Raw genomic sequence first — 21,782 nt, forward strand, 5'->3', positions numbered from 1 at the left:
TGGATGAATCGAGCTGCGATGAATAGTACGTACTTTCAAGTACTATAGATACTGCGAAGTGCTATAGGTACCGAGAAGTGCCTATTAGACGGCAAGGAGGAATATGATCGATATGGTACAAAAAAAATACAATATATCGGTGGAAGCGACGCTTGAGGTGATCGGCGGAAAGTGGAAATGCGTCATTCTGTGCCATTTGACGCATGGGACGAAGCGTACGAGCGATTTGAAACGATTAATGCCTGCTATTACGCAGAAGATGCTGACGCAGCAGTTGCGGGAGCTGGAGCAGGACGGTATCGTCAACCGCATCAGCTACAATCAAGTTCCGCCAAAAGTGGAGTATGAGCTTAGCGAGTACGGCTGGAGCTTGAAGCCGATTCTAGATTCGCTCTGCAATTGGGGCGAACTCCATATCATTAAAGAGTACGGCGATATCAACGAGGTGCTGGAGGACAGCATCTTGAACTACAAGGATAAGGACGAGGAGACGGTTCTTCGTTAACTGCGGTTATACGGGACGGGTGATATGCGATGAAAAAAAGGCTTCTAGATATACTTATTATTGTGATTGGCGCGTTCCTGTTCGCGCTTGGCGTCAATCTGTTCGTCATTCCGAACGAGCTCGGCGAAGGCGGCGTTACGGGTATTACGATTATTTTGTACTACTTGTTCGAATGGTCGCCGGGTATCGTCAGTCTGGTCATCAATGGTATGCTGCTCATTGTAGGTTACCGGTTTCTCGATCGGACGGCAGTTCTGTATACGATCATTGCGGTTGCGAGCAACTCGCTGTTCCTTGTATTGACGGAGCACTGGCGCATAGAGTCGGATGAAATCGTCGTGAATGCCATATTCGGCGGCATGTTCGTCGGGATCGGCATCGGCCTTATTATCCGGGTCGGCGGCACGACGGCGGGTACGACTATTTTGGCCCGAATCGCCAATAAATATTTGGATTGGAATATCAGTTATGCGCTGCTATTCTTTGATCTGATCGTTGCGTTCTCTTCCTTCTTCATCATAGGAGCGAAAGCGCTCATGCTAACGATTATTATGCTCTATATCGGAACGAAGGTGATGGACTTCATCATTGAGGGCGTCAATCCGAAGAAGGCCGTTACGATCATCTCCAAGGAGCATCAGAAGATTGCCGACCAGGTCATTTCGATTATGGATCGGGGCGTTACGATTCTTCACGGGCAAGGCTATTATACGAAAAACAAGCAGGAGATTCTGTATATCGTGATCGGTAAACAGGAGCTCAGTATGCTGAAAAAAATCGTCAAGGCCGCGGACAAAAACGCGTTCATTACCATTCATGACGTGCGCGACGTATTCGGCGAAGGCTTTATCGATATATCGAAGTAATGGCATAAGTGCAACCGCACCGCAGCTTGCGGCTGCGGTTTTTGTTGTTTAGGGCGATCAGCCTTGGTCAAGCTCCAGCGGCGTCAAATAATGACTCGTATACGACATGGTCGAGGATGGCAGTTTGGCAACCGCTGAGGATGAGATTGATTTCGACCATCATATGGTGAAGATGGCGTTGGCAGCGACAAATTTCCGGACATAACGGGGCTTGCACGCGCTATGAAGGAGACCGGCGTGGAAAAGTACGATAATGAATGGTGGCTGGTCAGCAGCTAGTGGCGAACATTGCTATGATTGAAGAGACGCATCGCGTGCCATACCTAGCGGGAACGCGCAACTTTTTTATAATATGTCACGACTATATCCCTCCTTGTGTTCCGGCTGAAATTTTGGGACAATATGATATAGTTTGTATGAGGCGAACGAGGATCGATACAGCTTTGAAAAGAGGGCAATCAATGAGCAAACCATCCATTTACGGATTAACGCTTGCGCAGTTGACGGACTGGCTGCAAGAGCGTGGACATAAGAAGGGCAGAGCGGCGCAAGTATGGGATTATTTATACCGCAGAAGAGTTACGGCTTATACAGAGATGACGGAGCTGAATCCGGCATGCGCGGAGCTGCTTGCCGAGCAATTCACCATACAGACATTAACCGAGCATGTGAAGCAGCAGTCGGCTGACGGAACGGTTAAGTTTCTATTTCGTCTGACGGACGGCAATCTGATCGAGACGGTTATGATGCGCCATAAGTTCGGACTATCCGTCTGCGTGACGACACAGGTCGGTTGCAACATCGGCTGCAGCTTCTGCGCGAGCGGTCTGCTGGCGAAGAGCCGCGACTTGTCAGGCGGAGAGATCGTGGAGCAGATCATGAAGGTACAGTTCCATCTAGATAGCGCGGGCGCCGGAGAGCGAGTGAGCAATATCGTCGTTATGGGCATCGGCGAGCCGTTCGACAACTACGCCAACATGTCGGACTTTATCCGCGTCGTCACCGATCACAAGGGCTTGGCTATCGGACCGAGGCATATTACGGTTTCGACGAGCGGTCTGGCGAAGAAGATCGTCGAATTCGCGGATGATACCGATCTTCCGGTTAATCTCGCCGTGTCGCTGCATGCGCCTAACGATGAGCTTCGCACGCGCATTATGAAGATTAACAAAGCGATACCGATCGAGAAGCTGATGCAGGCTATCGATTATTACTTGGAGAAGACGAAGCGGAGAATAACGCTCGAATATATACTGCTGAAGGACGTTAACGACAAGAAGGAGCATGCGCTCGAGCTCGCCGAGCTGGTTGGCGCTCGCAAGCAGCTTGCCACGGTGAATCTCATTCCGTACAATCCGGTCGATGAGCATAGCCAGTATCAACGGAGCGAGCAGGAATCGATCCGGATCTTCTATGATACGCTTAAGAAGCAAGGCATTAACTGCAGCGTTCGTCTGGAGCATGGCGCGGACATCGATGCGGCGTGCGGCCAGCTAAGGAGCAAGCAGCTGCGCAGCGGCGACAACGATGCGGAGACGGAGCATGGAGCGGCGTTAGCCTGAAAAAACAACAAAACGGGGAGATGCCGAGGACTTATGTCCAAGGGATCTCCCCGTTTCTCGTTGATTAGCTTTCCTTCACGTCGAACAAAACGCGAGCCATCAAGTCCTGGCTGTAATTGCCGAAATGTTTGCCGAAGATCGTCAGCCCGCGCTTGTTGACCGTTTTATCCGTTACTGCAAGGCGGAATGTCAGCTCGCTCTTGTAATCGAGGTTGATCTGATCGATCGTAACATCCGATATGCGGCATCCGTCGATGAAGCTGCCTTCCTTATTGACCCGAATGAGCTTGAGCATGCCGTATTGATTCAGATGCGGCGGCCACCAGTCAGGGTTGAACGTTCCTCTCGTTACGCCGAAGTCACCCGGACTCGTCCAATACCCGATTTCAATCCCATTGATATAGAAATAGATGTCGGACGGATAGTTCTCGCAGATGCCGGGCGCTTCCGAACCAATCTCCATAGAGAACTGGATCTCGCGAAATCGCTGATTAGGCTTTAAGTAGTTAGGGATTCTGTATTCCAGAAATCCTTCGGTGAGCCAAATGATTTCCGAGTCGATACGCTGCGGATCGGCAAAATAACGCGGGTCGTCAAAGTCGCCGATAATGCTGTCTTTGGTAGCGAGTCCGCATGTCGGCGAAGCTTGATAATTGCTATAATGACCGATTTGCAGATTAACCTCGTACAGATTATCGACGTCTTTCTTCTGAATATCGATCATAAGCAAATCCTCGTTCAAATAACATAGCTTCTGGATGCCATGTTTGCCTACGGTCGTATTTATTTCAATTAGTCCGCTCTCTTCAAGCTTCTTCACATGCATCGTAATCGCTGCATTGCTCAGATTAAGCTTATTGGCGAGATCGTTCATGTTAAGGGATTGATTTTTGGCGAGTACTTCAAGAATTTCGATTCGAATCTCGGAGCTTAGCGCTTTGAACACGTTAAGGCCGCTCATTAAATCTTTGATGTAGATCATCTTAACAACCTCTCTCTAATGATATTATTAACTGATTCATATCAATATGAAATAAAGAAAGGTATCCTTCCTTTGTTCTACCCTTCACATCTTACTATATCCGTACTTTGCTTGTATACAATCCTTTAGTAAAATATTAAAAAGGGGTAAATCCGGTACTCTTAAAGCATATTATGGATCAACCGCCCAGAAAGGTTTACATTTATGTTAATAGATTCACATTTTTATGTTTACAACGACATCAACCTGTGATATTTTAGTTGTGTAAGCGCATTCCTCAACTAAACTATAAACCATTTCACTTAAACATGAAATAGGTAATCATTTCTTTCCATCGTTGATGTGAAGCCGTGATGAGATGGCGTAGTTGCGGGTATGCGCAATCAAGGAAGACAATTAGGGAGGGTCAAGCATGAAGAAAAAATGGGTAATTGTAATGCTGGTGGCTGCACTCGCCGTATGGTTGACAGGTTGTGGCAAGAGCAATAGCGGCGGAGAGAAATCGGTTATCGATGGCGGCGCTGGCGAAGGCGCAACCGAGCTAAGTTATTGGACGTTCGTTGAGCTGCACGGACAGCATTTCGAGACGATGCTCAAAAAATGGAACGAAGCAAATCCTGAACGTCAGATCAAGCTTAACGTAACGGTTATGCCTTACGACGATATGCACAATAAATTGCTGATTGCCGTACAAACCGGAGAAGGCGCGCCGGACATTGCCGATATCGAGCTCGGCAAATTCCCGAACTTCTTGGCTGGCACTCCCCAACTGGAGCCGTTGAACGACGTTGTAGAACCGTACAAGGATACAATCGTTCCATCGCGTCTCGATCTATACAGCAAAGACGGCACGAACTACGGCTTGCCTACTCACGTAGGCGCTACGGTCGCGTTCTACAACACTGAAATTCTTGAAGAAGCAGGCGTCGATTACAAAGAAATCGTAACATGGGATGATTACAAAAAAGCGGGCATTCAAGTCTATGAGAAAACAGGTAAATTCATGGGTACCGCCGACACGAGCGCAACTTGGCAGTCCGGCATGATGCTCGCTCAACAAGGTTCGGATTTCGTAGACGATTCGATTACGCCGCAAGTAGACTCGGAGCAATTAATCAAAGGCCTTAACATCCTGAAGGACCTGCAAGCAAGCAATGTCATCTCCACAATTGCCGGCGGACAGCCGGATACGGAGGAAGCATACGGCGAGTATAACGCCGGCAACTACGCTTCCGCTATGATGCCGTTATGGTTCATGTCCCGTTTTACGAACTACATGCCAGACCTGGCTGGCAAGATCGCAATCGCTCCGCTTCCCGTTATCGAGAAAGGCATGCCAAGATCGCTTGGCGGCGGCGGTACGGGTACGGTCGTGACGAAGACGGCGAAGGACGTCCAGCTGGCGAAGGACTTCCTCGCATTCGCGAAGCTGTCCTTGGACGCGAACGTCGAGATTTGGAACACGCTGGGCTTTGACCCGGTTAACAAAGAAGTGTGGGCGAACAAAGAGGTTACGCACAACCCTGAGAACAAATTCGTGAAATACTTCCAGAACAATCCGTTCGACGTATTGAACGAGATGCAAGACGAAATCATGCTCATTAAGTCCACTTCCGCATCGCCGACGATCAACAATATTTTGTGCACAATCGCATTGAACGAAATTTTCGAGGATGGCAAAGACGTTGCCGAAGCGCTGAAATCGGCGCAAGCGCAAATCGTGCAAGAGTTGAAGTAAACGATTCTGTGATCGAGGTAGGAGCTGCCCTGCATAAGGGCAGCTCTATCATGAAAGAAGGAGTTACATGATGATAAAAAAATTTCTGTACTCTCAAAAGGTCGCTCCTTATGTGTTCGTCTTGCCGTTTATAGCAGTTTTTGCCATTTTTTGGGCTTATCCTTTGGCAAGCTCGGTAGAGATGAGCTTCCAGCATACGATGCTCGGCCAAGAGGCGGAGTGGATTGGATTCGACAATTATACGAAACTCATGAGCGACGGCGTTTTCCTGAAGGCGGTTACCAACAGCGTGGTTTATATGGCGCTGACCCTTGTCATCCTAATTCCGTTGCCTATGCTGTTTGCCGTTCTAATAAATAATAAGTTTATGTGGGGCAGAGAGTTTTTCAAGTCGACGTTTTTCTTCCCGGCGCTTACTTCGGTTGTCGTAGCGGGAACGATCTTCCGCCTCATGTTCGGAGAGATGGAAGGCTCGCTTATCAACAGCTTCCTCGGCTTATTCGGAATTGAGCCGGTCAAGTTCCTTAAGGGGCAAGTAACGGGTTTTGTCGCGTTATTGGCGCTGGCGAGTTGGCGCTGGATCGGCGTTAATATGCTCTATTTCTTATCCGGACTTAAGAGCATTCCCGATGAGTATTACGAAGCGGCTTCGATCGACGGCGCTTCGTCGTTCCAGAAGTTCACGATGATTACGATGCCTTTGTTGAAGCCGACGACCGTTTACGTGGTAACGATAAGCATCTATGCCGGCCTTGCGATGTTCATTGAGAGCATGATGCTCTGGAACGGCAATAATTCTCCGAAAAATATCGGTCTTACGATTGTCGGCTACCTGTATCGCCAAGGGATCGAGAAGAATGATCTTGGATATGCGGCTGCGGTTGGAATAGTGCTGCTGTTAATCGCGATGATCATCAACATCACGCAGCTCATCTTTACCGGCACGTTCAAGAAGGAGGATTAACGATGAAGAAGCACCTGGTTGGCAAAACACTCCTTTTCGTTTTCTTTACCATTATATGCGCCATCATACTCGTTCCTTTCTATGCGATAACGATCGGGGCCTTCAAGCCGGGCAAGGAGCTCGTCAGGCAAGGGCTTAACCTGTCATTTGACTTGTCCGTGATGAGCTTCGATAACTTCGCATTTCTGTTTACGGGCGACCATGCCTACTTCACATGGTTCTTCAACTCGCTCCTGCTCACGGTCGTTCAGGTCGTGTTCACGCTGCTTGTCAGCGCGACAGTCGCTTATGGCTTCTCGGCCTATGAATTCAAGGGGAAAAACTTCCTGTTCATATGCGTGCTGCTCATTATGATGGTGCCTTTCGAAATTTTGCTGCTGCCGCTTTACACGTTGACGTTCAACCTCGGCATGATGAACAGTTATTCGGCCATTATATTGCCGGGCATCGCGAATGCCGCCACGATCTTCTTCTTCCGGCAGTACTTGCGCGGCATACCGAAGGAAATCATAGCTGCCGGGCGGGTTGACGGCGCAAATGAATACAGCATTTATATTCGTCTTATTTTGCCTATCATGAAGCCGTCGTTCGCCGCCATGGCGATCTTGAACGGCATGAATAGCTGGAACAACATTTTATGGCCGTTCATGGTCATTAGCGATGCCGGCAAGTATACGCTGCCCATCGGCCTGAAGACGCTGCTGACGCCTTACGGGAATAATTACGACTTGCTGATCGTTGGCTCGTTCTTCTCGATCTTGCCGATTCTCGCGCTGTTCCTCGCATTCCAGAAGTACTTTATTGACGGTATGACAGCAGGGGCTGTCAAAGGATAATGTGATCCAGAAGGAGTAAAACGTATGAACAACAACTTGATTAAGCTAAGCGCGGATCCTATTGTCTTGCAGCGCGCAGATCCTTGGGTCTATAAGCATACGGACGGTTACTATTACTTCACGGCATCCGTTCCGGAATACGACCGAATCGAGGTTCGCCGTTCGACGACGCTTGCGGGACTTCAGGACGCCGAGCCATCCGTCGCATGGCGAAAGTATGAGACAGGACCATTAAGCGCCAATATATGGGCGCCGGAAATCCATTATATCGATAATAAGTGGTATATTTACTTCGCTGCCGCCAAGTCGGCAGAGACGGATAACGGACTTTTCGACCATCGCATGTTCGTACTGGAGAATGAGTCTGCAAACCCGCTTGAGGGTATTTGGGTGGAGAGGGGGCAGGTTCGTACGCGCTTCGAGTCTTTCGCGCTTGACGCGACAATGTTCCGGCATCGCGATGTCCTTTATTATGTATGGGCGCAGAAAGACCCGAACATCAAAGGCAACTCGAATCTATACATCTCGGAGATGGCTAATCCCTGGACATTGAAAGGCGATCAGGCGATGATCTCTACGCCGGAGTACCCGTGGGAGGTTATCGGCTACCTCGTTAACGAAGGGCCTGCCGTTATTAAGCGCAACGGCCGTATCTTCATCAGTTACTCGGCTAGCGCGACCGATTACAATTATTGCATGGGATTGCTTACGGCAGACGAGAATGCGGACCTGCTTGATCCGGCTTCATGGACGAAGTCGCCGGAGCCGGTATTCCGCACGAATGAGGCAGTGGGCCTATATGGGCCGGGGCATAACAGCTTCACGGTGGACGAGAACGGGCAGGATGTGCTGATCTACCATGCGCGCGATTACAAGGAAATCGAAGGCGATCCGCTATACGATCCGAACCGCCATGCCCGTGCGCAAGCATTCGGCTGGAAGCCGGACGGGACGCCGGATTTCGGCTTGCCGAAATAATATTTTTATAATAATTATGCTCAGGAGAAGCGTATCTGGAAGGTAGGATATGCTTCTTTTTTTGGTAAATGAAGGATGAGCATTTCAATTTTGGACGATTATCGGTTAAACTAGATAGATATTGCTAATGGGAGTTGTCCAAATGTCGAAAGACGAAATCATAATGACCCAAGAAGGGCTTGAGAAGCTGGAAGCCGAATTGGACGAATTGAAATACGTAAAGCGCAAGGAGCTGGCTGCGCGTATTAAGTTGGCGATCAGCTACGGCGATCTGAAGGAGAATAGCGAATACCATTCGGCCAAGGAAGATCAGGCGTTCATGGAGACGCGTATTACGATTCTGACCAAAATGCTGAAGAAGGTACGCGTTGTAGATGCGGCCACCCTCGATACGTCCAAGGTGAATATTGGCCTCACTGCTGTTCTTAACGATATTGAGTTCGCGGAACGGATTGAATACAAGATCGTCGGCAGCGAGGAAGCAGACGTCGAGGACAATAAAATTTCGTACGAAAGCCCGCTTGGCAAAGAACTGATTGGCAAGAAAGTCGGAGATATTATCGAGGTTACCGCGCCGATGGGTATTATTAAATACGAGTTGCTTGAAATACGAGCGGATTGATCGATTGACAACCTAGTTTATCCGTTATCACCTATGAGCCGTGCACTCGTCCGTCTGGACGAATGACACGGTTTATTTGCGTTCGGAAATTAGGCCTTTAGTTTTATTCGGCAAAGTTAGGTATAAAGTCTCGCTTATGAGGCTTGTAATTATTTTATAATAGATCCAATATAGTTCGACAGATTATGACATTTTTATTATATAAATTAGACAAGGTGATGATGAGAAAAATGATTTCACCCTTCTTTAGGAAAAAGGACGCAAAAGAGCAGCAGCATGATCCCGGTGCTGAACCAATGGTCCCGCAGGCCTCGCCCGAAGGCGATTCCGCCGAGTCTGATTTAGCGGTAGCCGTAGAAGATTCGCTATCGTCCACGCCGTTCATGGCGAACAAGTCGAATCTGGACAAGAAATCGCTCGATCTCGTATTTGCCGTTGAGCAGATGATTCAAGCCCGCCAACATGCGGAGATCAACATTTACGAGCTGCAGGATCGGTTGAACCATTCGAGCGGCCATATCGAACGATTGAGCCGCGACCTGAAGAACTTGAACAAGGTAATCGAAGAGCGAGAGAAAAGCATTCTCGAGTTTGAGCAGAAGCTCATTGAGAAGAATCTGAAGGTCGACCAAGTAATTGAGGATTACCGGGAGCTTCAGTCTACGCTGTCATCGGAAATCGATGAACTGAAGAGCGTTATAGATCTTGAGCAGCAGAAGTACGCCAGTATTGTTCAGGCGCATAACGAGGCTAATGCCGAGAAAATGAAGAAGATCAATGAGATGGAAGAGCGGATCGGCAGGCTGGAAGTAGAGAACTCGCATGTAAAGCAGAAGTACGAGAACGTTCGCCAGGAAAAGGCATACTTGTCCAACATGATTAGCGACTTTACGAGCCGGATGTCTATACCGATTGGCCAGAACAAAAACAATCGCAATGATTGAGTTATCGTCCATTGAACAGACAGGGACCGGCTTTCGGATGGAGGTCATCATCACTCGCAATCAGGAGCCGGCTCTGTGCATCATCGCCATCGATGAGTTTACTTATAATGAAATAATCGCGCTGCATCCTCTTACGGCGGGTAGAGTGAGAATGTCCCTCTATGCCAAGTGGGACCCGTTCCGCAATCGGCATTATAGCTCGCTGATTAAGATGGATGAGCGCTTCGGCGAGACGTTATATTTCGCTTGCGCCGAGTCCTATGCCGTGCAGCTAGAGCAGCTGCGTCTGAGCGACTCGCTTCCGGAGAAACCGGCTGCTGTTGCGGAGAAAGTAGAAGAAGCGCCCGAGCAGCGAAAGAGGGTTCTAGGGCGGAAGAGAGCGACATTCATCGGCAAGCTTGCATCGCGCCTCGCTATGGTTGTTTGTTTGTTCTTCCTGTTCGCATCGCGCACGGAAGACGGCATGTTCTCGAACCATGCGGATGCGCTAAGTCCTGCATCGATTGATACGGTACTCGACGAGTATACCGCAAAATCTGTGCCGACTGCGGCGGGGCCGGTGATTGAAGAAACAATACCGGTCGAAGACAAGAAGGAGGAAACTTCTAAACTTGGATACGAGGTGTTGGAAGCGAACATCGATAAATATACGTATTCTGTTCCGAAGGGTTATGTTGCTTTGACGTTCGACGATGGCCCCTCGGAGTATACGGAGCAGATTGTCGATATCTTGAAGGAGCATGATATCGCGGCAACCTTCTTGTTCGTAGGTCTCAATGTGAAGCATGATCCCGAGGCGGCGGCGTATGCCGTAGATAATGGGATGGCCGTAGGCAATCACTCTTGGGCGCATAACAACTTAACGAAGAGTACCGATGAAGAGAATACCGATAGCATCGCAAGGGTGAACGAGCTGATCGAATCGGAGTCTGCTGACGAGGACACGGTCGTTAACTTGTTCCGCCCGCCTTACGGGGCGATCAATGACGAGGTAAAAGCGGTAGCGAAGAGGGAACAGATGAAAGTGCTTATGTGGAATCGCGATCCCGTTGATTGGAAGGCAAAGACGAAGAAGCAAATATTGAGCTATTTCAAACAAAAATCCCCATCCGGCGGCATTTATGTTATGCACGAGAAGAAATTAACGGTCGAAGCGCTTCCTGAAATCATCCAATATTTGAAGAGCAAACAACTTAAATTCGTCATATTCAAATGAAATAAAGGCCGGGGGCTTCGATTGAAGCCCCTGGCCTTTATTTGTAATCCCGCTTGGCTTAGTAAGCCAGTGCGAATAGACCGTGGATATGCGACAGGTAGCGGATGTTGCTCGCTTCCTTCATCAGCGATGCAGGCAAACCTTTGAGCTGCGTTGCGTTGCCGCCGATTGTGCCTACGCCGTCTTTGCGGCCCAAGCTGCCGAGCGTTCCGGAGAACACAGGCTCGAACTTGTTCATGGAACCGCCTTTGAACAGAACAGCCAAGTTATGGCCGACGGTTTCGCCCATTTGCCAAGCCAGCTGTGCGGTTGGCGGGTATGGACGCTCGCTGCCCTCCGGGAATACGACCGCGCAGTCGCCTGCGAGGAATACGTCCGAGTGGGAAGTCGATTGAAGCGTTGGCGTTACCGTCGAACGGCCGCGATCCTCTGCAAGGCCGCTGCTGCCGACAACAGGGTTGCCTTTAACGCCGCCAGTCCAGATGATCGTGTTCGACTCGATGGTACGGCCATCCTTCAAGGATACCGCTGTTTTCGTTGCTTCCGTAATCGCTACGCCAGTGATGAACGTAACGCCGCGTTTCTCAAGGCTGGATACCGCACGCTCGATCAGCACTTTAGGGAAGATCGGCAATACGGCCGGGCCAGCTTCTACGCAGTACAATTCAATATCATTGAAGTCGATGCCTTTGCTTTTGCAAACTTCAGGCAGCTTGTCGGCGAATTCGCCTACGAGCTCGACGCCTGTCAGGCCGCCGCCGCCAACTACGATAGTAGCGTCGGCTTTGTTGCCGGAAGCTTTGTAAGCGTCCAGGCGAGCTTCAACATGCTTGCGAATGCGGTTCGCATCGGCAACCGATTTCAGTACCATGCTGTTCTCTTCCAGTCCAGGAATTCCGAAGTAGTTCGTTTCGCTGCCGAGAGCAACGACAAGCGCGTCGTAACCGATCACTTTGCCGCTCTCGAACTCGACGATTTTGTCGTCCGGTCTGATTTGCTTGACCGTGTCGACAACGATGTCAACGTTTTTGTCGCCCAGCAGCTTGTTAAGAGGAAGGGAAACGGCTTTCTCCTCGATAGTGCCGCCTGCAAGACGGTGAAGCTCCGTAATGATCTGATGAGTAGGGAAACGGTTTACAACGGTAATCGTCGCTTCCGATGCAGACAGGTGTTGACGCGCTGTCAGAGCGGATAGAAGACCACCGTAACCGCCGCCCAAAATAAGAATATGTTTCGACATGTCCATCCTCCATTCTTTGCTTATTCGTTAATTAGCTGTTTTTTTTCTCAGCAAGCACGTTCAAGAAAGCTTGAGCGAAGCGAAGCGTTTTTTGAACTTCCGGGTCTTTCAGCATTTTGAGCATTGCGAATAGGCCGACCGTCGAAGAAGTGTCGGCTTGCGAGCGCTCGCCCGCTTCGATAGCGGCTTGAGCGATGCCTTTTGCCTTCTCTTGCACCGGTTTAACGAATTCGCCGATACCTTGCGCGAAATCGTTGATCAATACTTTGTCGGTCGCGATGCCTTTGGCGAAGTCGTAAGCAGCGGTCATTGCAGTGACCATTTCGGCGAGCTTAGGCAGGTTATCCACGAGCACGGTCAGAGAGTTCTGTACCTCTGGCTGCATAAGCTGATCGAGCACGTCTAACGATTTTTTTTCTTCCGCGAGGTTAGCGGAAACCTCTTGTTGAGCAGTTGGTTGTGACATTGGGGAACGTCCTCCTTTGCATAGGGATGTAAGTGAGTAATAGGCTCGATGGTGTCAAACGCCTCAGGTAAGGTGAGTAAGGCATGAGATTGTAACATTTTTCACATAGTAAAAGAGCATAGTCCTTCACGGTTATGTTACAAGTAAGTCTTACTGTGCCGATGTCGAGCAACGGCGAGTTTGACGCGATCGATTATTAACTCTTTGCTTCTATTCTACATCCTTTATCGGAAAAATAAAAAGCAAATTTATTGAAAGTCGAAAAAAATGTCGAAATCGCAAACAAATAGAGCAAAATGGTGGAAAAACGTGCTGAAAATGTTGGTGTAGAAGGTAAAGGGGCCAAATTGACGGGTGGAAACCGGCCGTATTGAATAGAACCGATTGGCCACAATAAGCTCAGGCGTATCGTTCAGCTATTTAAGGAGATGATTGTATGCTAAGAAAATCGGTTGTAATGTCCATGCTGTGCGTAACGCTTGCTCTCGGGTCGGGAGCATCCTCCTTGAAAGCGGAAGCGGTTAATCGGGAAAATAGTCAGGCTCTTTGCCTAAGCCCGTCAGCTGTTGCGCTGAAGCGGAATTTGACTAAGCTGTGGATCGACCATGTTGTATGGACGCGTTTATACTTAGTAAGCACGATTGCCGGAGTAGGCGACTAAGAGCAAGTTCTCGCAAGACTGCTGCGAAATCAGAAGGATATAGGCGATGCGTTCAAGCCCTATTATGGCGAGGAGGCCGGCAATAAGCTGACGGAGCTCCTGACCGAACATATCGTATTGGCCGGCAAGCTGCTTGATGCGTTGAAGAGCGGCAAGACGGGCAATGCGGCAACGTACAACAAGCAGTGGTACAAAAATGCCGACGACATCGCGAAGTTTCTAAGCGCCGCGAATCCGATTTGGTCTTATAAGGAGATCAAAGACATCATGGACGGTCATCTCGGATTAATAACCGAAGATGTATCGGCAAGGATGAACAAAGACTGGAACGCGAGCATAACGGCGTTCGATAAGGGATTGAATCATAGATCATGTTCGCGGGAGTGCTCGCAGAGGGAGTCGTGAAGCAGTTCCCGGCGAAGTTCAAGTAGCTCCTTGACGCTGCTGCCGTCAATCGGGTATTCTCTGCTTACAAACACGGAGTTGCCGTAAGGCGGGCGGAGCAGATAGGGGGAGCGTGCAGTTATGCAGCCATTCACGCAGCGGGTCATAGATATCATTAAGCATATTCCGGAGGGGCGCGTCATGACGTACGGGCAGGTGGCCGAGCAAGCGGGAAGCCGCCGCGGCGCACGGCAGGTCGTTCGTATTCTGCATGCCATGAGCAACGCTCATAAGCTGCCTTGGCATAGGGTCGTGAACGCCAAGGGCGAGGTAGCGATTCCGGATGACGAGGGACGATTTCTTCAAATGATGCATTTGCAAGGCGAGGGCATAGAGGTTAGCGAAAGTGGCAAGCTCGACCTCGAGCGCTATCGCCATTCGCCGCTTGCATGGGAGGAAGAGCGGTTCTAATGAGGGACAGGAGAGGGCTGGCTGCCGACATGGGCGGTTAGCCCTCTTGTTTGGGTTGACATCGCTATTTAGATTGTATACGATTAAATTATACAAAATAAGTAGATCGAAGGAGCGGATGAACATGTCTATTTATAATATTGGCGTGAAGACGATCAAGGGCGAGGAGCAGACGCTTGCGCCATATAAGGGTCAAGTCATGCTTATTGTGAATACAGCAACGAAATGCGGCTTCGCGCCGCAATTCAAAGGACTGCAGAAGCTCCATGACGACCACAAGGAGGAAGGCTTCGCCGTCCTCGGCTTCCCATGCTCGCAGTTCAACAATCAAGAGCTGGCTAGCGACGATGAGATCGCGCAGTCCTGCGAGATTAACTTCGGCGTATCGTTCCCGCTGTATGCGAAGATAGACGTTAACGGCAGCAACGCGCATCCGCTGTTCCAATATTTAACGAATGAGGCGCGCGGCGTACTCGGATCGAAGCTTATTAAGTGGAATTTCACGAAGTTTCTCGTCGACCGGGACGGCAATGTCGTTAAGCGGTTCAGTCCGACCGATGACCCAGCCAAGATCGAAAGCTGGATTCAGAAGCTGCTGAGCGCGGCAACGAGAGCATAATCCGGATTTTTTATGATTTTTTTCTCATAAAGTCTAATTTGAATCCTCATTTTCGAACCTTTATGATGGTATAGACCATCCGGAAGGGAGAATTCATCATGACCAACGAAATGAAACAAATTGATGTACGCAATTTTACCGTATCTACCGAAATCTTTTTTAAGCCGGACCTCGATATTTACTCGCAAATGATATATATCGTCTTAAGCTCCCGGACGTCGGAGGCGTCTTCGTTGACTTTATCCGAAATATCCAGGAAAGGGCGCATGACGGTCAAGCAGGCGATCAAGGCGATGCAGACGTTGGTCGACCAGCAGTTGATTCCGCATAAGCTCTTTCGTCAGATGATCGGCGAGTTCCAGGATGACCGCCTGTCATGGGCGGCCAAAGGTCTGCTTACTTACTGCAAGGAGCATAGAGAAATTTCGCTGCAGGAGCTGCTTGCGCTGTCGGACCAATCCGGCGAGGACGAACAAAGCATCCGCAAGGCGCTGCTCGAGCTTGCGCTGACCGGTTATTTGGAGGAATTTCCCGAGCTTAGAAAATTAGCGACCTAATAAGCATGCAAGTATGAAGGCATTCGTGAGATACGGGTGCCTTTTTTGCGTTGAATCTCCGATAGCAAGGGGAAAGAATAGAAAAATATTCTATAAAATATTGTCGAATTTTGCGTTGGAGCATATTCGCCATATGAAAAAAAAGTTATTGTAAAGGTGTAATGGGAGCGATGACAAGCCAACAGTAAAAAGCCAAGGCACAGGAGCGATGACAAAGTGAAAGACAAGAAGCGGGTCAATTTTTTAAGCCGTAATGTATCATTGAGATGGAAGCTGCCGATTTACATTTCGTTGTTAGTGGCAGTCATGTTTGCGGGAGCGGGAACGATGATTTATCAAAGCAATTCCGAACTTCTGCTCAAAGAAAGTAAAGAGACCTTGATAACCAGCGGAAACCTGATAGGTGAAAATTTGTGGTCTTCGGTGTTGTCGGAGAAGCAAAGCGTGGCTTTGGCATCCAATCACAATACATTTAAGTCATTGCTGACATTAAGAAACTCTGGCGAAATGGCAGACGATGACTTTTTTTCAAATCGTAATGAGCTGTTGCTTGGAGCTAATCTCATCTTGAAAACAAGCATCGAACAAACAAAAGGCGTACAGGCATTCCAAATCATGGACCCTAAAGGGATTATTGTTGCCTCGTCATCCGAAGGCGATGTCAAAGGCGAACGGGCGGATCGCGAATATTTTCAAGAAACGATACGGGGAAAATCATTTGTCAGCGATGCCATTGTTTCCAAAAGCACGGGTAAATTGGTCATTCCTTTTACGGAACCGATAACCGATTCGAACGGAATAATAATAGGGGTTTTCAGCGGGACGGTTGATGCATCGTTTTTTGTCAATAAGTTGGAGCGCGTGAAAACGGATGGATCCATATCCATATTAAGCCGTTCGGGAGTTGTTATGTACGACAATATTAATCCTGACACTGTTGGTCAAAAATTGAACTCGCCAGGTCTTGATGAATGGTTGAAAGAAAGAGCTGCCGGAACTCCCATTCAGGGAAATTCGGAGTCGGGTAATGGATTTGTAAGCTTCACCAAAATTCCCGATGCCGATTTCGTCATTACCCTGACGGAATCTTACGAACAGATTAACAAACCCGTAAAACGCATGATGTACGAGTTGGTTATGGTAACCATAGTGTCGATGCTGCTTGCTATTGCGGTAGGCATCTTTATTTCCCGCATGATGACACGGCCGATCATCAAGCTGTCCAAATTATTCAAGCAAATGGCCGATGGCGATTTGACTGTCATGGCTGACGGGAAATACAAGAGTGAATTCAAAGATCTCGCAGATAGCTTCAATATGATGGCTTTGAACAACAAGGAATTGATAAGCAGCATGAATATGTCAATCGGCGTGTTGAAGGTAAGTACGAATGAGCTGGATTCTTCTGCGAAGCAAACGTCGGTATCGATTACGGAGACTACGACAACAAGTACCGAAATCGCAAGAGCTATGGAAACGCAATCGAAAGAAACGGAACAAATCGTAGATAAGTTCCATGGATTCGGGGAGAGTTTCGTTTCGCTTCGAGAGAAGACGGAATTGATTAAAGTGGAGGCCGAAAAAATCGTTGGCATTTTCCATCAAAGCCGTGAAGTGATTGAGAACCTTATTCGCGTGAAAGAACAAAATGAACAAGAGGTTCAAAAAATCTCGGAAATCACAGGCAAACTACAGCATAGTTCTACCAACATCAGTCAAATTACGGGGGCTATCGCCGATATTGCCAATCAAACGAATTTGCTTGCTTTGAACGCCTCTATTGAAGCTGCCAGGGCGGGTGAGCACGGACGAGGGTTTTCTGTCGTTGCATCGGAAATTCGTAAGCTGGCCGAACAAAGCGCGAAGCAGTCCCAGGAGATTAATGAAATTATTGGGCAAAACCTTGATTTTGTTCATGAAAACAATCTTAGCGTAGCGGAAATTCGAAATGTTTCTATGTTACAAGAGCAATATGTTGCAGAAACCAAAGATGCCTTCCAAGGGATCTTTGAAAATGTTTCCCATATTGCAAATGAAATTCATGAAATGTCCAGCCGTGTCATGGATATGGAGCGCGATAAGGACGATGTCATGGATTCCGCTCAAAGCTTGTCGGCGACAGGAGAAGAAGTATCGGCTTCGGTTGAAGAGGTCACTGCGACGATGCAGGAGCAATCCGCAATGGCGCAACAACTTGCCGGCATGGTCGAAACGATTGACTCCCTCACCAAAGATTTGGCGCAGGCGGCATCTAAATTTAAAGTGGAATAGGTGATATTCGGTCATGACCATTGTCGCGGGAGCTGTACTGATCGGGCTCGTCTCCATCGTCTATAGAAGCTGGCGCAACGGCATATCGCCGATGCCCTCCTCCGCTCAGGCCCGCAAGGCCGTGTCCACGGTGATCGGCCGGATGAACAGACCGGTGAGAGTCTTTGAAGCGGGCTCCGGCTGGGGCAATCTGGCGCTGCACATCGCTGAGCGATGCAAGGGGAGCACCGTGGAAGGCATCGAGAACGCCTCCCTTCCGCTATGGATTTCGCAGTTGGCAAGGTTGGCGTTATGGCGGGACAATGTCGCGTTCAGAAGAGGCGACCTCTACCATGCGGCGTATGAGCAAGCCGATGTCATCGTCTGTTACCTTTATCCTGGCGCTATGAATCGATTAAGCGGGATTTTCAGAGAGAAGGCGAAACCGGGAGCGCGCATCATCAGTATTTGCTTTGCTTTGCCTGATTGGCTGCCCGATGGGGTTATCGTATGCAGTGATGTTTACCGCACGCCCGTATACATATACGATGTGCCTGATCCAACACGAGAAGAGTGGACGATGCAGCTTGAATCGCATTAAGGAAGCGGAGTCGAATCTGCGAAATGCAGCTGGTTAGTTTCATGCGGGTAACGAAGGGGGAGGCTGTCCTTTATGTCATTGCATATGGCATGGGGGCAGCTTCTTTGCGTTGCTCATTGCCGGATTATCTTGTAAGATTTCATATCATCAAACAACTGAACTGATAAATACCGATCATAAACCTTACATAAAAATGCTGTTTTGGATACAGTGAACAATCGTTTTCAGCAAATTTGGCTACTTTGAATATTGTTTCGGGCATATACCGCTGCTAATATGTTAGTTAAATTAACATAAATTCAATCATCGATCTGATCCAATAGATGCCGATATCGATTCAGACAAAGGAGAGGGACATATGGCGGGAACAGCGGAGAAACGACTTGTAGCCTTCGATCATGTGAGTAAGATGTTTAGTACCGGAACGTTAGCGTTGAGCGACATTCATTTTACGATTCAGGAGGGGGAGTTCGTCAGCTTTCTAGGGCCTTCCGGCTGCGGCAAGTCAACGGCTCTTCGGATGGTAGCCGGACTGGCGGAACCAACGACCGGGCTTGTAACGGTGAACGGCAAAACGCCTAAGCAGCTCGTACGCGAATCGAACGACATCGCCTTCGTGTTCCAGGATGCCAATCTGCTGCCATGGCGCACCGTGCTGGACAATGTCGTGCTGCCGATGGAGCTGCGGGGCGGCAGCCGCAAGGAGCATAAGGAAACGGCGCTTCACGCGCTGGAGATGGTCGGCTTGAAGGATCATATGAAGGCTCATCCGAGGCAGCTGTCGGGCGGCATGAAGATGCGCGTATCGATTGCAAGGGCGCTGGCCGCGAAGCCAAAGCTGCTGCTGATGGACGAACCGTTCGCCGCGTTAGACGAGATAACGCGTCAGTCGCTGCAAATGGAGCTGCTCGACATCTGGCAGAAAGAGAAGATGACGGTGCTGTTCGTTACGCACAACGTCTACGAAGCGGTTTTTCTATCGTCCAAAATCGTCGTGATGTCGGCTCGTCCGGGCAGAGTGTCGTCGATCAACGACGTTGACCTTCCGTATCCGCGGGAGCTCGGAATGAGAACGACTCCGAAATTTTCCGAATATGTAGACTTGGCATCGGGTCATCTGGAGCATGGCGCAGACCGAAGGGGGCTGGGATAATGTCGATATCAAGTGCCGAAACGGCCGGCAAGGCAATCGTTCCTATCGGGGGCCAAGCAAAGAAGAAACAGGGCTGGAATCGATTCAAGCAATATTATCTGGGTCCGATAATCGCATTCCTCTTGTTTATGACGCTATGGGAGATCGTCCCGACGATGTTCGGTCTGAAGCATTTTATATTCCCGAAGCCGTCGGATGTGTATAAAGCGGCCATAGACGATTGGAGCATCCTGTCTGCGGCCATTCAAATCACGGTCGTCGAATCGCTCATCGGATTTGCGGTTAGCGCGGTCGTAGGCATTCTGTTATCCGTGCTGCTCGCGAGCTCGAAGATTATGGAACGAAGCATTTATCCGTATGCGATTATTTTGCAGACGATTCCCGTTGTCGCCGTCGCGCCGATCGTCGTCATTTGGTTCGGAGCGGGCTACAAATCGATTGTCGTCATTTCGTTCTTGATCGGTTTCTTCCCTGTCATATCCAATACGCTCATGGGGCTGAACTCCGTAGATAAGAACATGGATGAGCTGTTTACCCTATACAACGCGTCCAAGTGGAAGAAGATGCTGAAGCTGCGCATTCCGGCTGCGATGCCTTACATTATGGCCGGTCTGAAAATTTCCTGTACGCTGTCGATCGTCGGCGCGATCGTGGGCGAATACGTGGCGGGCATCGGCGGGGGCAAGGGCGGTCTCGGTTATGCGATTACGGTCGCCGCGATTCAAGTGAAAACGCCATTCTTATTCGCATGCGGCATTGCGGCTGCTATTCTAGGCATTGGTTTTTATCTAATAGTCGGTACTTTTGCCAAGTGGGCGTTGGGCTCGTGGCATGAGTCGGCTATGAAGGTTGAAAGATAAATAGAAATGGATAGAGGCGGAGGAGAGAGAACATGCAACATTTCAAAAAGGGTAAAGTGCTTATTTTATGTCTATTGGTGGCGGTATTCGCGGCAGCCTGCGGCGGCGGAGGCGACAATAACGAATCGACGAACGCTCCCGCGGCAACGGATGGAGGGGCGAACGCGGCTGCGGATGCGCCGGTAGAGAAAGTGAAGCTCGTACTGAACTGGTTCCCGAAAGCACAGCATGGCGGCGTGTATGCGGCGCAAGAGAAAGGCATTTTCAAGGGCAATGGACTTGACGTTGCAATCGAGCCGGGCGGCCCGCAAGTATCGGCGATTCAGATCGTCGCTTCCGGCGCGGCGGACTTCGGTCTGGTGCATGCCGACCAGATGGTCATCGCCAGAAATCAAGGCATTGAGCTAGTGGCTGTGGCAGCGGCGCTGCAAGGCAGCCCGCAAGCGCTTATGTTCCATGAGAGTGCGGACATTCAGTCGTTCGAGGATCTGGCAGGCAGATCGGTGTTCATTCAGCCCGGCATTACGTATTGGGACTTTCTGAAGAGCAAGTACGACCTGAGCAAAGCGAAGGAAATCGCTTATAACGGCCAGCATGTTAACTTCATCGCCGATAAGGAATCGGTAAGCCAAGCGTTCGTAACTTCCGAGCCGTACTTCCTAGAGAAGGAAGGCGTGAAGACGAAGACCATTCTGATCTCCGAGGCGGGTTACGACCCTTACAATATCGTATTGTTCGTAACGAAGGACTATTTGGCGAAGAACAAAGAAACGGTTGCCCGTTTCGTCAAAGCCTTCTCCGAAGGTTGGATATCCTATAAGGATTCGCAAGCGGAAATCAACGAAGTCATTCATGCGGCGAACCCGAACATCGAGCTTGACGCTCTGAACTTCGAAGGCGAAGCGCAAACGAGCTTCGTATACGGCGGCGACGCTGCCGAGCACGGCTTCGGCTACATGTCCGAAGAGCGCTGGTCGACGCTGATCACGCAGCTTGCCGATCTTGGCCTTCTCAAAGAGAAGTTCGATGCGAAAGAGATTTTCACGACCGAGTTTTTGCCGGCTAAATAATCGTTCGTCAGAGCAGGGCCGGACCGCGCAAGCGGCCGGCTCTTTGCGATGATTAGCGTTAATAGGGCCTTGTTTTTGCGACTGACCAATCGACTTACGTCCAAAACGCGTCGAACGAAATAACTGGAATTTCTCCCGTTACAGCGGCTCTCCACGTCCACCTTTCTTAAATAGATGGGATTTCTCCCGTTAATATCACTGTTTTTCAGTCGGATGTATGAAATCGGTGATATTAAC

At 49.4% G+C, this 21,782-nt stretch carries 23 protein-coding genes; 20 read left to right on the forward strand and 3 right to left on the reverse strand.

Annotated features, from left to right (window positions below; genetic code table 11):
- Nucleotides 1–112: 112 nt before the first annotated feature.
- The 3 genes from J2T14_RS19250 to rlmN all read left to right on the forward strand — a co-directional run bounded on the left by J2T14_RS19250 (nucleotide 113) and on the right by rlmN (nucleotide 2,933).
- Nucleotides 113–505, forward strand: a complete 393-nt coding sequence (locus J2T14_RS19250) for a winged helix-turn-helix transcriptional regulator (RefSeq protein WP_307204567.1) — start codon at nucleotides 113–115, stop codon at nucleotides 503–505.
- Between the two features lie 29 nt (nucleotides 506–534).
- Entirely contained in the window at nucleotides 535–1,371 is an 837-nt protein-coding gene (locus J2T14_RS19255; RefSeq protein ID WP_307204569.1) for a YitT family protein, read from the forward strand.
- A gap of 461 nt (nucleotides 1,372–1,832) precedes the next feature.
- The gene (gene rlmN, locus J2T14_RS19260) at nucleotides 1,833–2,933 is read left to right on the forward strand and encodes a 23S rRNA (adenine(2503)-C(2))-methyltransferase RlmN (protein ID WP_307473331.1); all 1,101 of its coding nucleotides are present in this window, start codon (nucleotides 1,833–1,835) and stop codon (nucleotides 2,931–2,933) included.
- 64 nt (nucleotides 2,934–2,997) lie between these two features.
- Here the strand turns inward: rlmN and J2T14_RS19265 are convergent, their stop codons facing one another.
- On the reverse strand, nucleotides 2,998–3,915 hold the full coding sequence (locus J2T14_RS19265) for an ArsR/SmtB family transcription factor (RefSeq protein ID WP_307204571.1): 918 nt from the start codon (nucleotides 3,913–3,915) through the stop codon (nucleotides 2,998–3,000).
- 412 nt (nucleotides 3,916–4,327) lie between these two features.
- Here J2T14_RS19265 and J2T14_RS19270 point away from each other — a divergent pair, with 412 nt between their 5' ends.
- The 7 genes from J2T14_RS19270 to J2T14_RS19300 all read left to right on the forward strand — a co-directional run bounded on the left by J2T14_RS19270 (nucleotide 4,328) and on the right by J2T14_RS19300 (nucleotide 11,213).
- Complete coding sequence (locus J2T14_RS19270) at nucleotides 4,328–5,653, forward strand: ABC transporter substrate-binding protein (RefSeq protein ID WP_307204572.1); 1,326 nt, start codon at nucleotides 4,328–4,330, stop codon at nucleotides 5,651–5,653.
- A 70-nt stretch (nucleotides 5,654–5,723) separates the two neighbouring features.
- Nucleotides 5,724–6,617, forward strand: coding sequence for a carbohydrate ABC transporter permease (locus J2T14_RS19275; RefSeq protein WP_307473840.1), 894 nt, complete (start codon nucleotides 5,724–5,726; stop codon nucleotides 6,615–6,617).
- 2 nt (nucleotides 6,618–6,619) lie between these two features.
- Nucleotides 6,620–7,453 carry a carbohydrate ABC transporter permease gene (locus J2T14_RS19280; protein ID WP_307204575.1) on the forward strand — a complete coding sequence of 278 codons (834 nt, stop codon included), beginning with the start codon at nucleotides 6,620–6,622 and terminating at the stop codon, nucleotides 7,451–7,453.
- Nucleotides 7,454–7,477: 24 nt separating this feature from the next.
- A complete protein-coding gene (locus J2T14_RS19285) occupies nucleotides 7,478–8,431 on the forward strand; it encodes a glycoside hydrolase family 43 protein (protein WP_307473334.1) in 954 nt (317 codons plus the stop codon).
- A gap of 142 nt (nucleotides 8,432–8,573) precedes the next feature.
- Complete coding sequence (greA, locus tag J2T14_RS19290; RefSeq protein WP_307204577.1) at nucleotides 8,574–9,053, forward strand: transcription elongation factor GreA; 480 nt, start codon at nucleotides 8,574–8,576, stop codon at nucleotides 9,051–9,053.
- 230 nt (nucleotides 9,054–9,283) lie between these two features.
- Nucleotides 9,284–9,997, forward strand: a complete 714-nt coding sequence (locus J2T14_RS19295; RefSeq protein ID WP_307473336.1) for a hypothetical protein — start codon at nucleotides 9,284–9,286, stop codon at nucleotides 9,995–9,997.
- Nucleotides 9,966–11,213, forward strand: a complete 1,248-nt coding sequence (locus tag J2T14_RS19300) for a polysaccharide deacetylase family protein (protein ID WP_307473337.1) — start codon at nucleotides 9,966–9,968, stop codon at nucleotides 11,211–11,213. Before J2T14_RS19295 ends, J2T14_RS19300 begins: the two co-directional genes overlap by 32 nt.
- Nucleotides 11,214–11,271: 58 nt before the next feature.
- Here J2T14_RS19300 and J2T14_RS19305 read toward each other — a convergent pair whose 3' ends face one another.
- On the reverse strand, nucleotides 11,272–12,453 hold the full coding sequence (locus J2T14_RS19305) for an NAD(P)/FAD-dependent oxidoreductase (protein WP_307204580.1): 1,182 nt from the start codon (nucleotides 12,451–12,453) through the stop codon (nucleotides 11,272–11,274).
- Nucleotides 12,454–12,484: 31 nt separating this feature from the next.
- Nucleotides 12,485–12,919 (reverse strand): DUF1641 domain-containing protein, encoded by a 435-nt coding sequence (locus J2T14_RS19310; RefSeq protein WP_307204582.1) that lies wholly within the window; start codon nucleotides 12,917–12,919, stop codon nucleotides 12,485–12,487.
- 436 nt (nucleotides 12,920–13,355) lie between these two features.
- On the opposite strand from J2T14_RS19310, the gene J2T14_RS19315 reads away from it, so the two are divergent.
- From J2T14_RS19315 to J2T14_RS19360, 10 genes are all read left to right on the forward strand, one after another.
- Nucleotides 13,356–13,580: a hypothetical protein gene (locus J2T14_RS19315; protein WP_307473339.1), complete on the forward strand. Its 225-nt coding sequence runs from the start codon at nucleotides 13,356–13,358 to the stop codon at nucleotides 13,578–13,580.
- 117 nt (nucleotides 13,581–13,697) lie between these two features.
- Nucleotides 13,698–13,985, forward strand: coding sequence for a hypothetical protein (locus J2T14_RS19320; RefSeq protein ID WP_307473342.1), 288 nt, complete (start codon nucleotides 13,698–13,700; stop codon nucleotides 13,983–13,985).
- 120 nt (nucleotides 13,986–14,105) lie between these two features.
- Nucleotides 14,106–14,435: an MGMT family protein gene (locus J2T14_RS19325; RefSeq protein WP_307473344.1), complete on the forward strand. Its 330-nt coding sequence runs from the start codon at nucleotides 14,106–14,108 to the stop codon at nucleotides 14,433–14,435.
- Nucleotides 14,436–14,559: 124 nt separating this feature from the next.
- On the forward strand, nucleotides 14,560–15,054 hold the full coding sequence (locus J2T14_RS19330; RefSeq protein WP_307473346.1) for a glutathione peroxidase: 495 nt from the start codon (nucleotides 14,560–14,562) through the stop codon (nucleotides 15,052–15,054).
- 98 nt (nucleotides 15,055–15,152) lie between these two features.
- Nucleotides 15,153–15,611 carry a hypothetical protein gene (locus J2T14_RS19335; protein ID WP_307204586.1) on the forward strand — a complete coding sequence of 153 codons (459 nt, stop codon included), beginning with the start codon at nucleotides 15,153–15,155 and terminating at the stop codon, nucleotides 15,609–15,611.
- 216 nt (nucleotides 15,612–15,827) lie between these two features.
- A complete protein-coding gene (locus J2T14_RS19340) occupies nucleotides 15,828–17,882 on the forward strand; it encodes a methyl-accepting chemotaxis protein (protein WP_307473348.1) in 2,055 nt (684 codons plus the stop codon).
- A 13-nt stretch (nucleotides 17,883–17,895) separates the two neighbouring features.
- Entirely contained in the window at nucleotides 17,896–18,462 is a 567-nt protein-coding gene (locus J2T14_RS19345; RefSeq protein ID WP_307473350.1) for a class I SAM-dependent methyltransferase, read from the forward strand.
- 358 nt (nucleotides 18,463–18,820) lie between these two features.
- Nucleotides 18,821–19,615 (forward strand): ABC transporter ATP-binding protein, encoded by a 795-nt coding sequence (locus tag J2T14_RS19350; RefSeq protein WP_307473352.1) that lies wholly within the window; start codon nucleotides 18,821–18,823, stop codon nucleotides 19,613–19,615.
- A complete protein-coding gene (locus tag J2T14_RS19355; protein WP_307473355.1) occupies nucleotides 19,615–20,475 on the forward strand; it encodes an ABC transporter permease in 861 nt (286 codons plus the stop codon). Before J2T14_RS19350 ends, J2T14_RS19355 begins: the two co-directional genes overlap by 1 nt.
- 32 nt (nucleotides 20,476–20,507) lie before the next feature.
- Entirely contained in the window at nucleotides 20,508–21,545 is a 1,038-nt protein-coding gene (locus J2T14_RS19360) for an ABC transporter substrate-binding protein (protein WP_307473357.1), read from the forward strand.
- Nucleotides 21,546–21,782: the final 237 nt, after the last annotated feature.

The sequence above is a fragment of the Paenibacillus harenae genome, assembly GCF_030812415.1.
GTDB lineage: Bacteria > Bacillota > Bacilli > Paenibacillales > Paenibacillaceae > Pristimantibacillus > Pristimantibacillus harenae_A.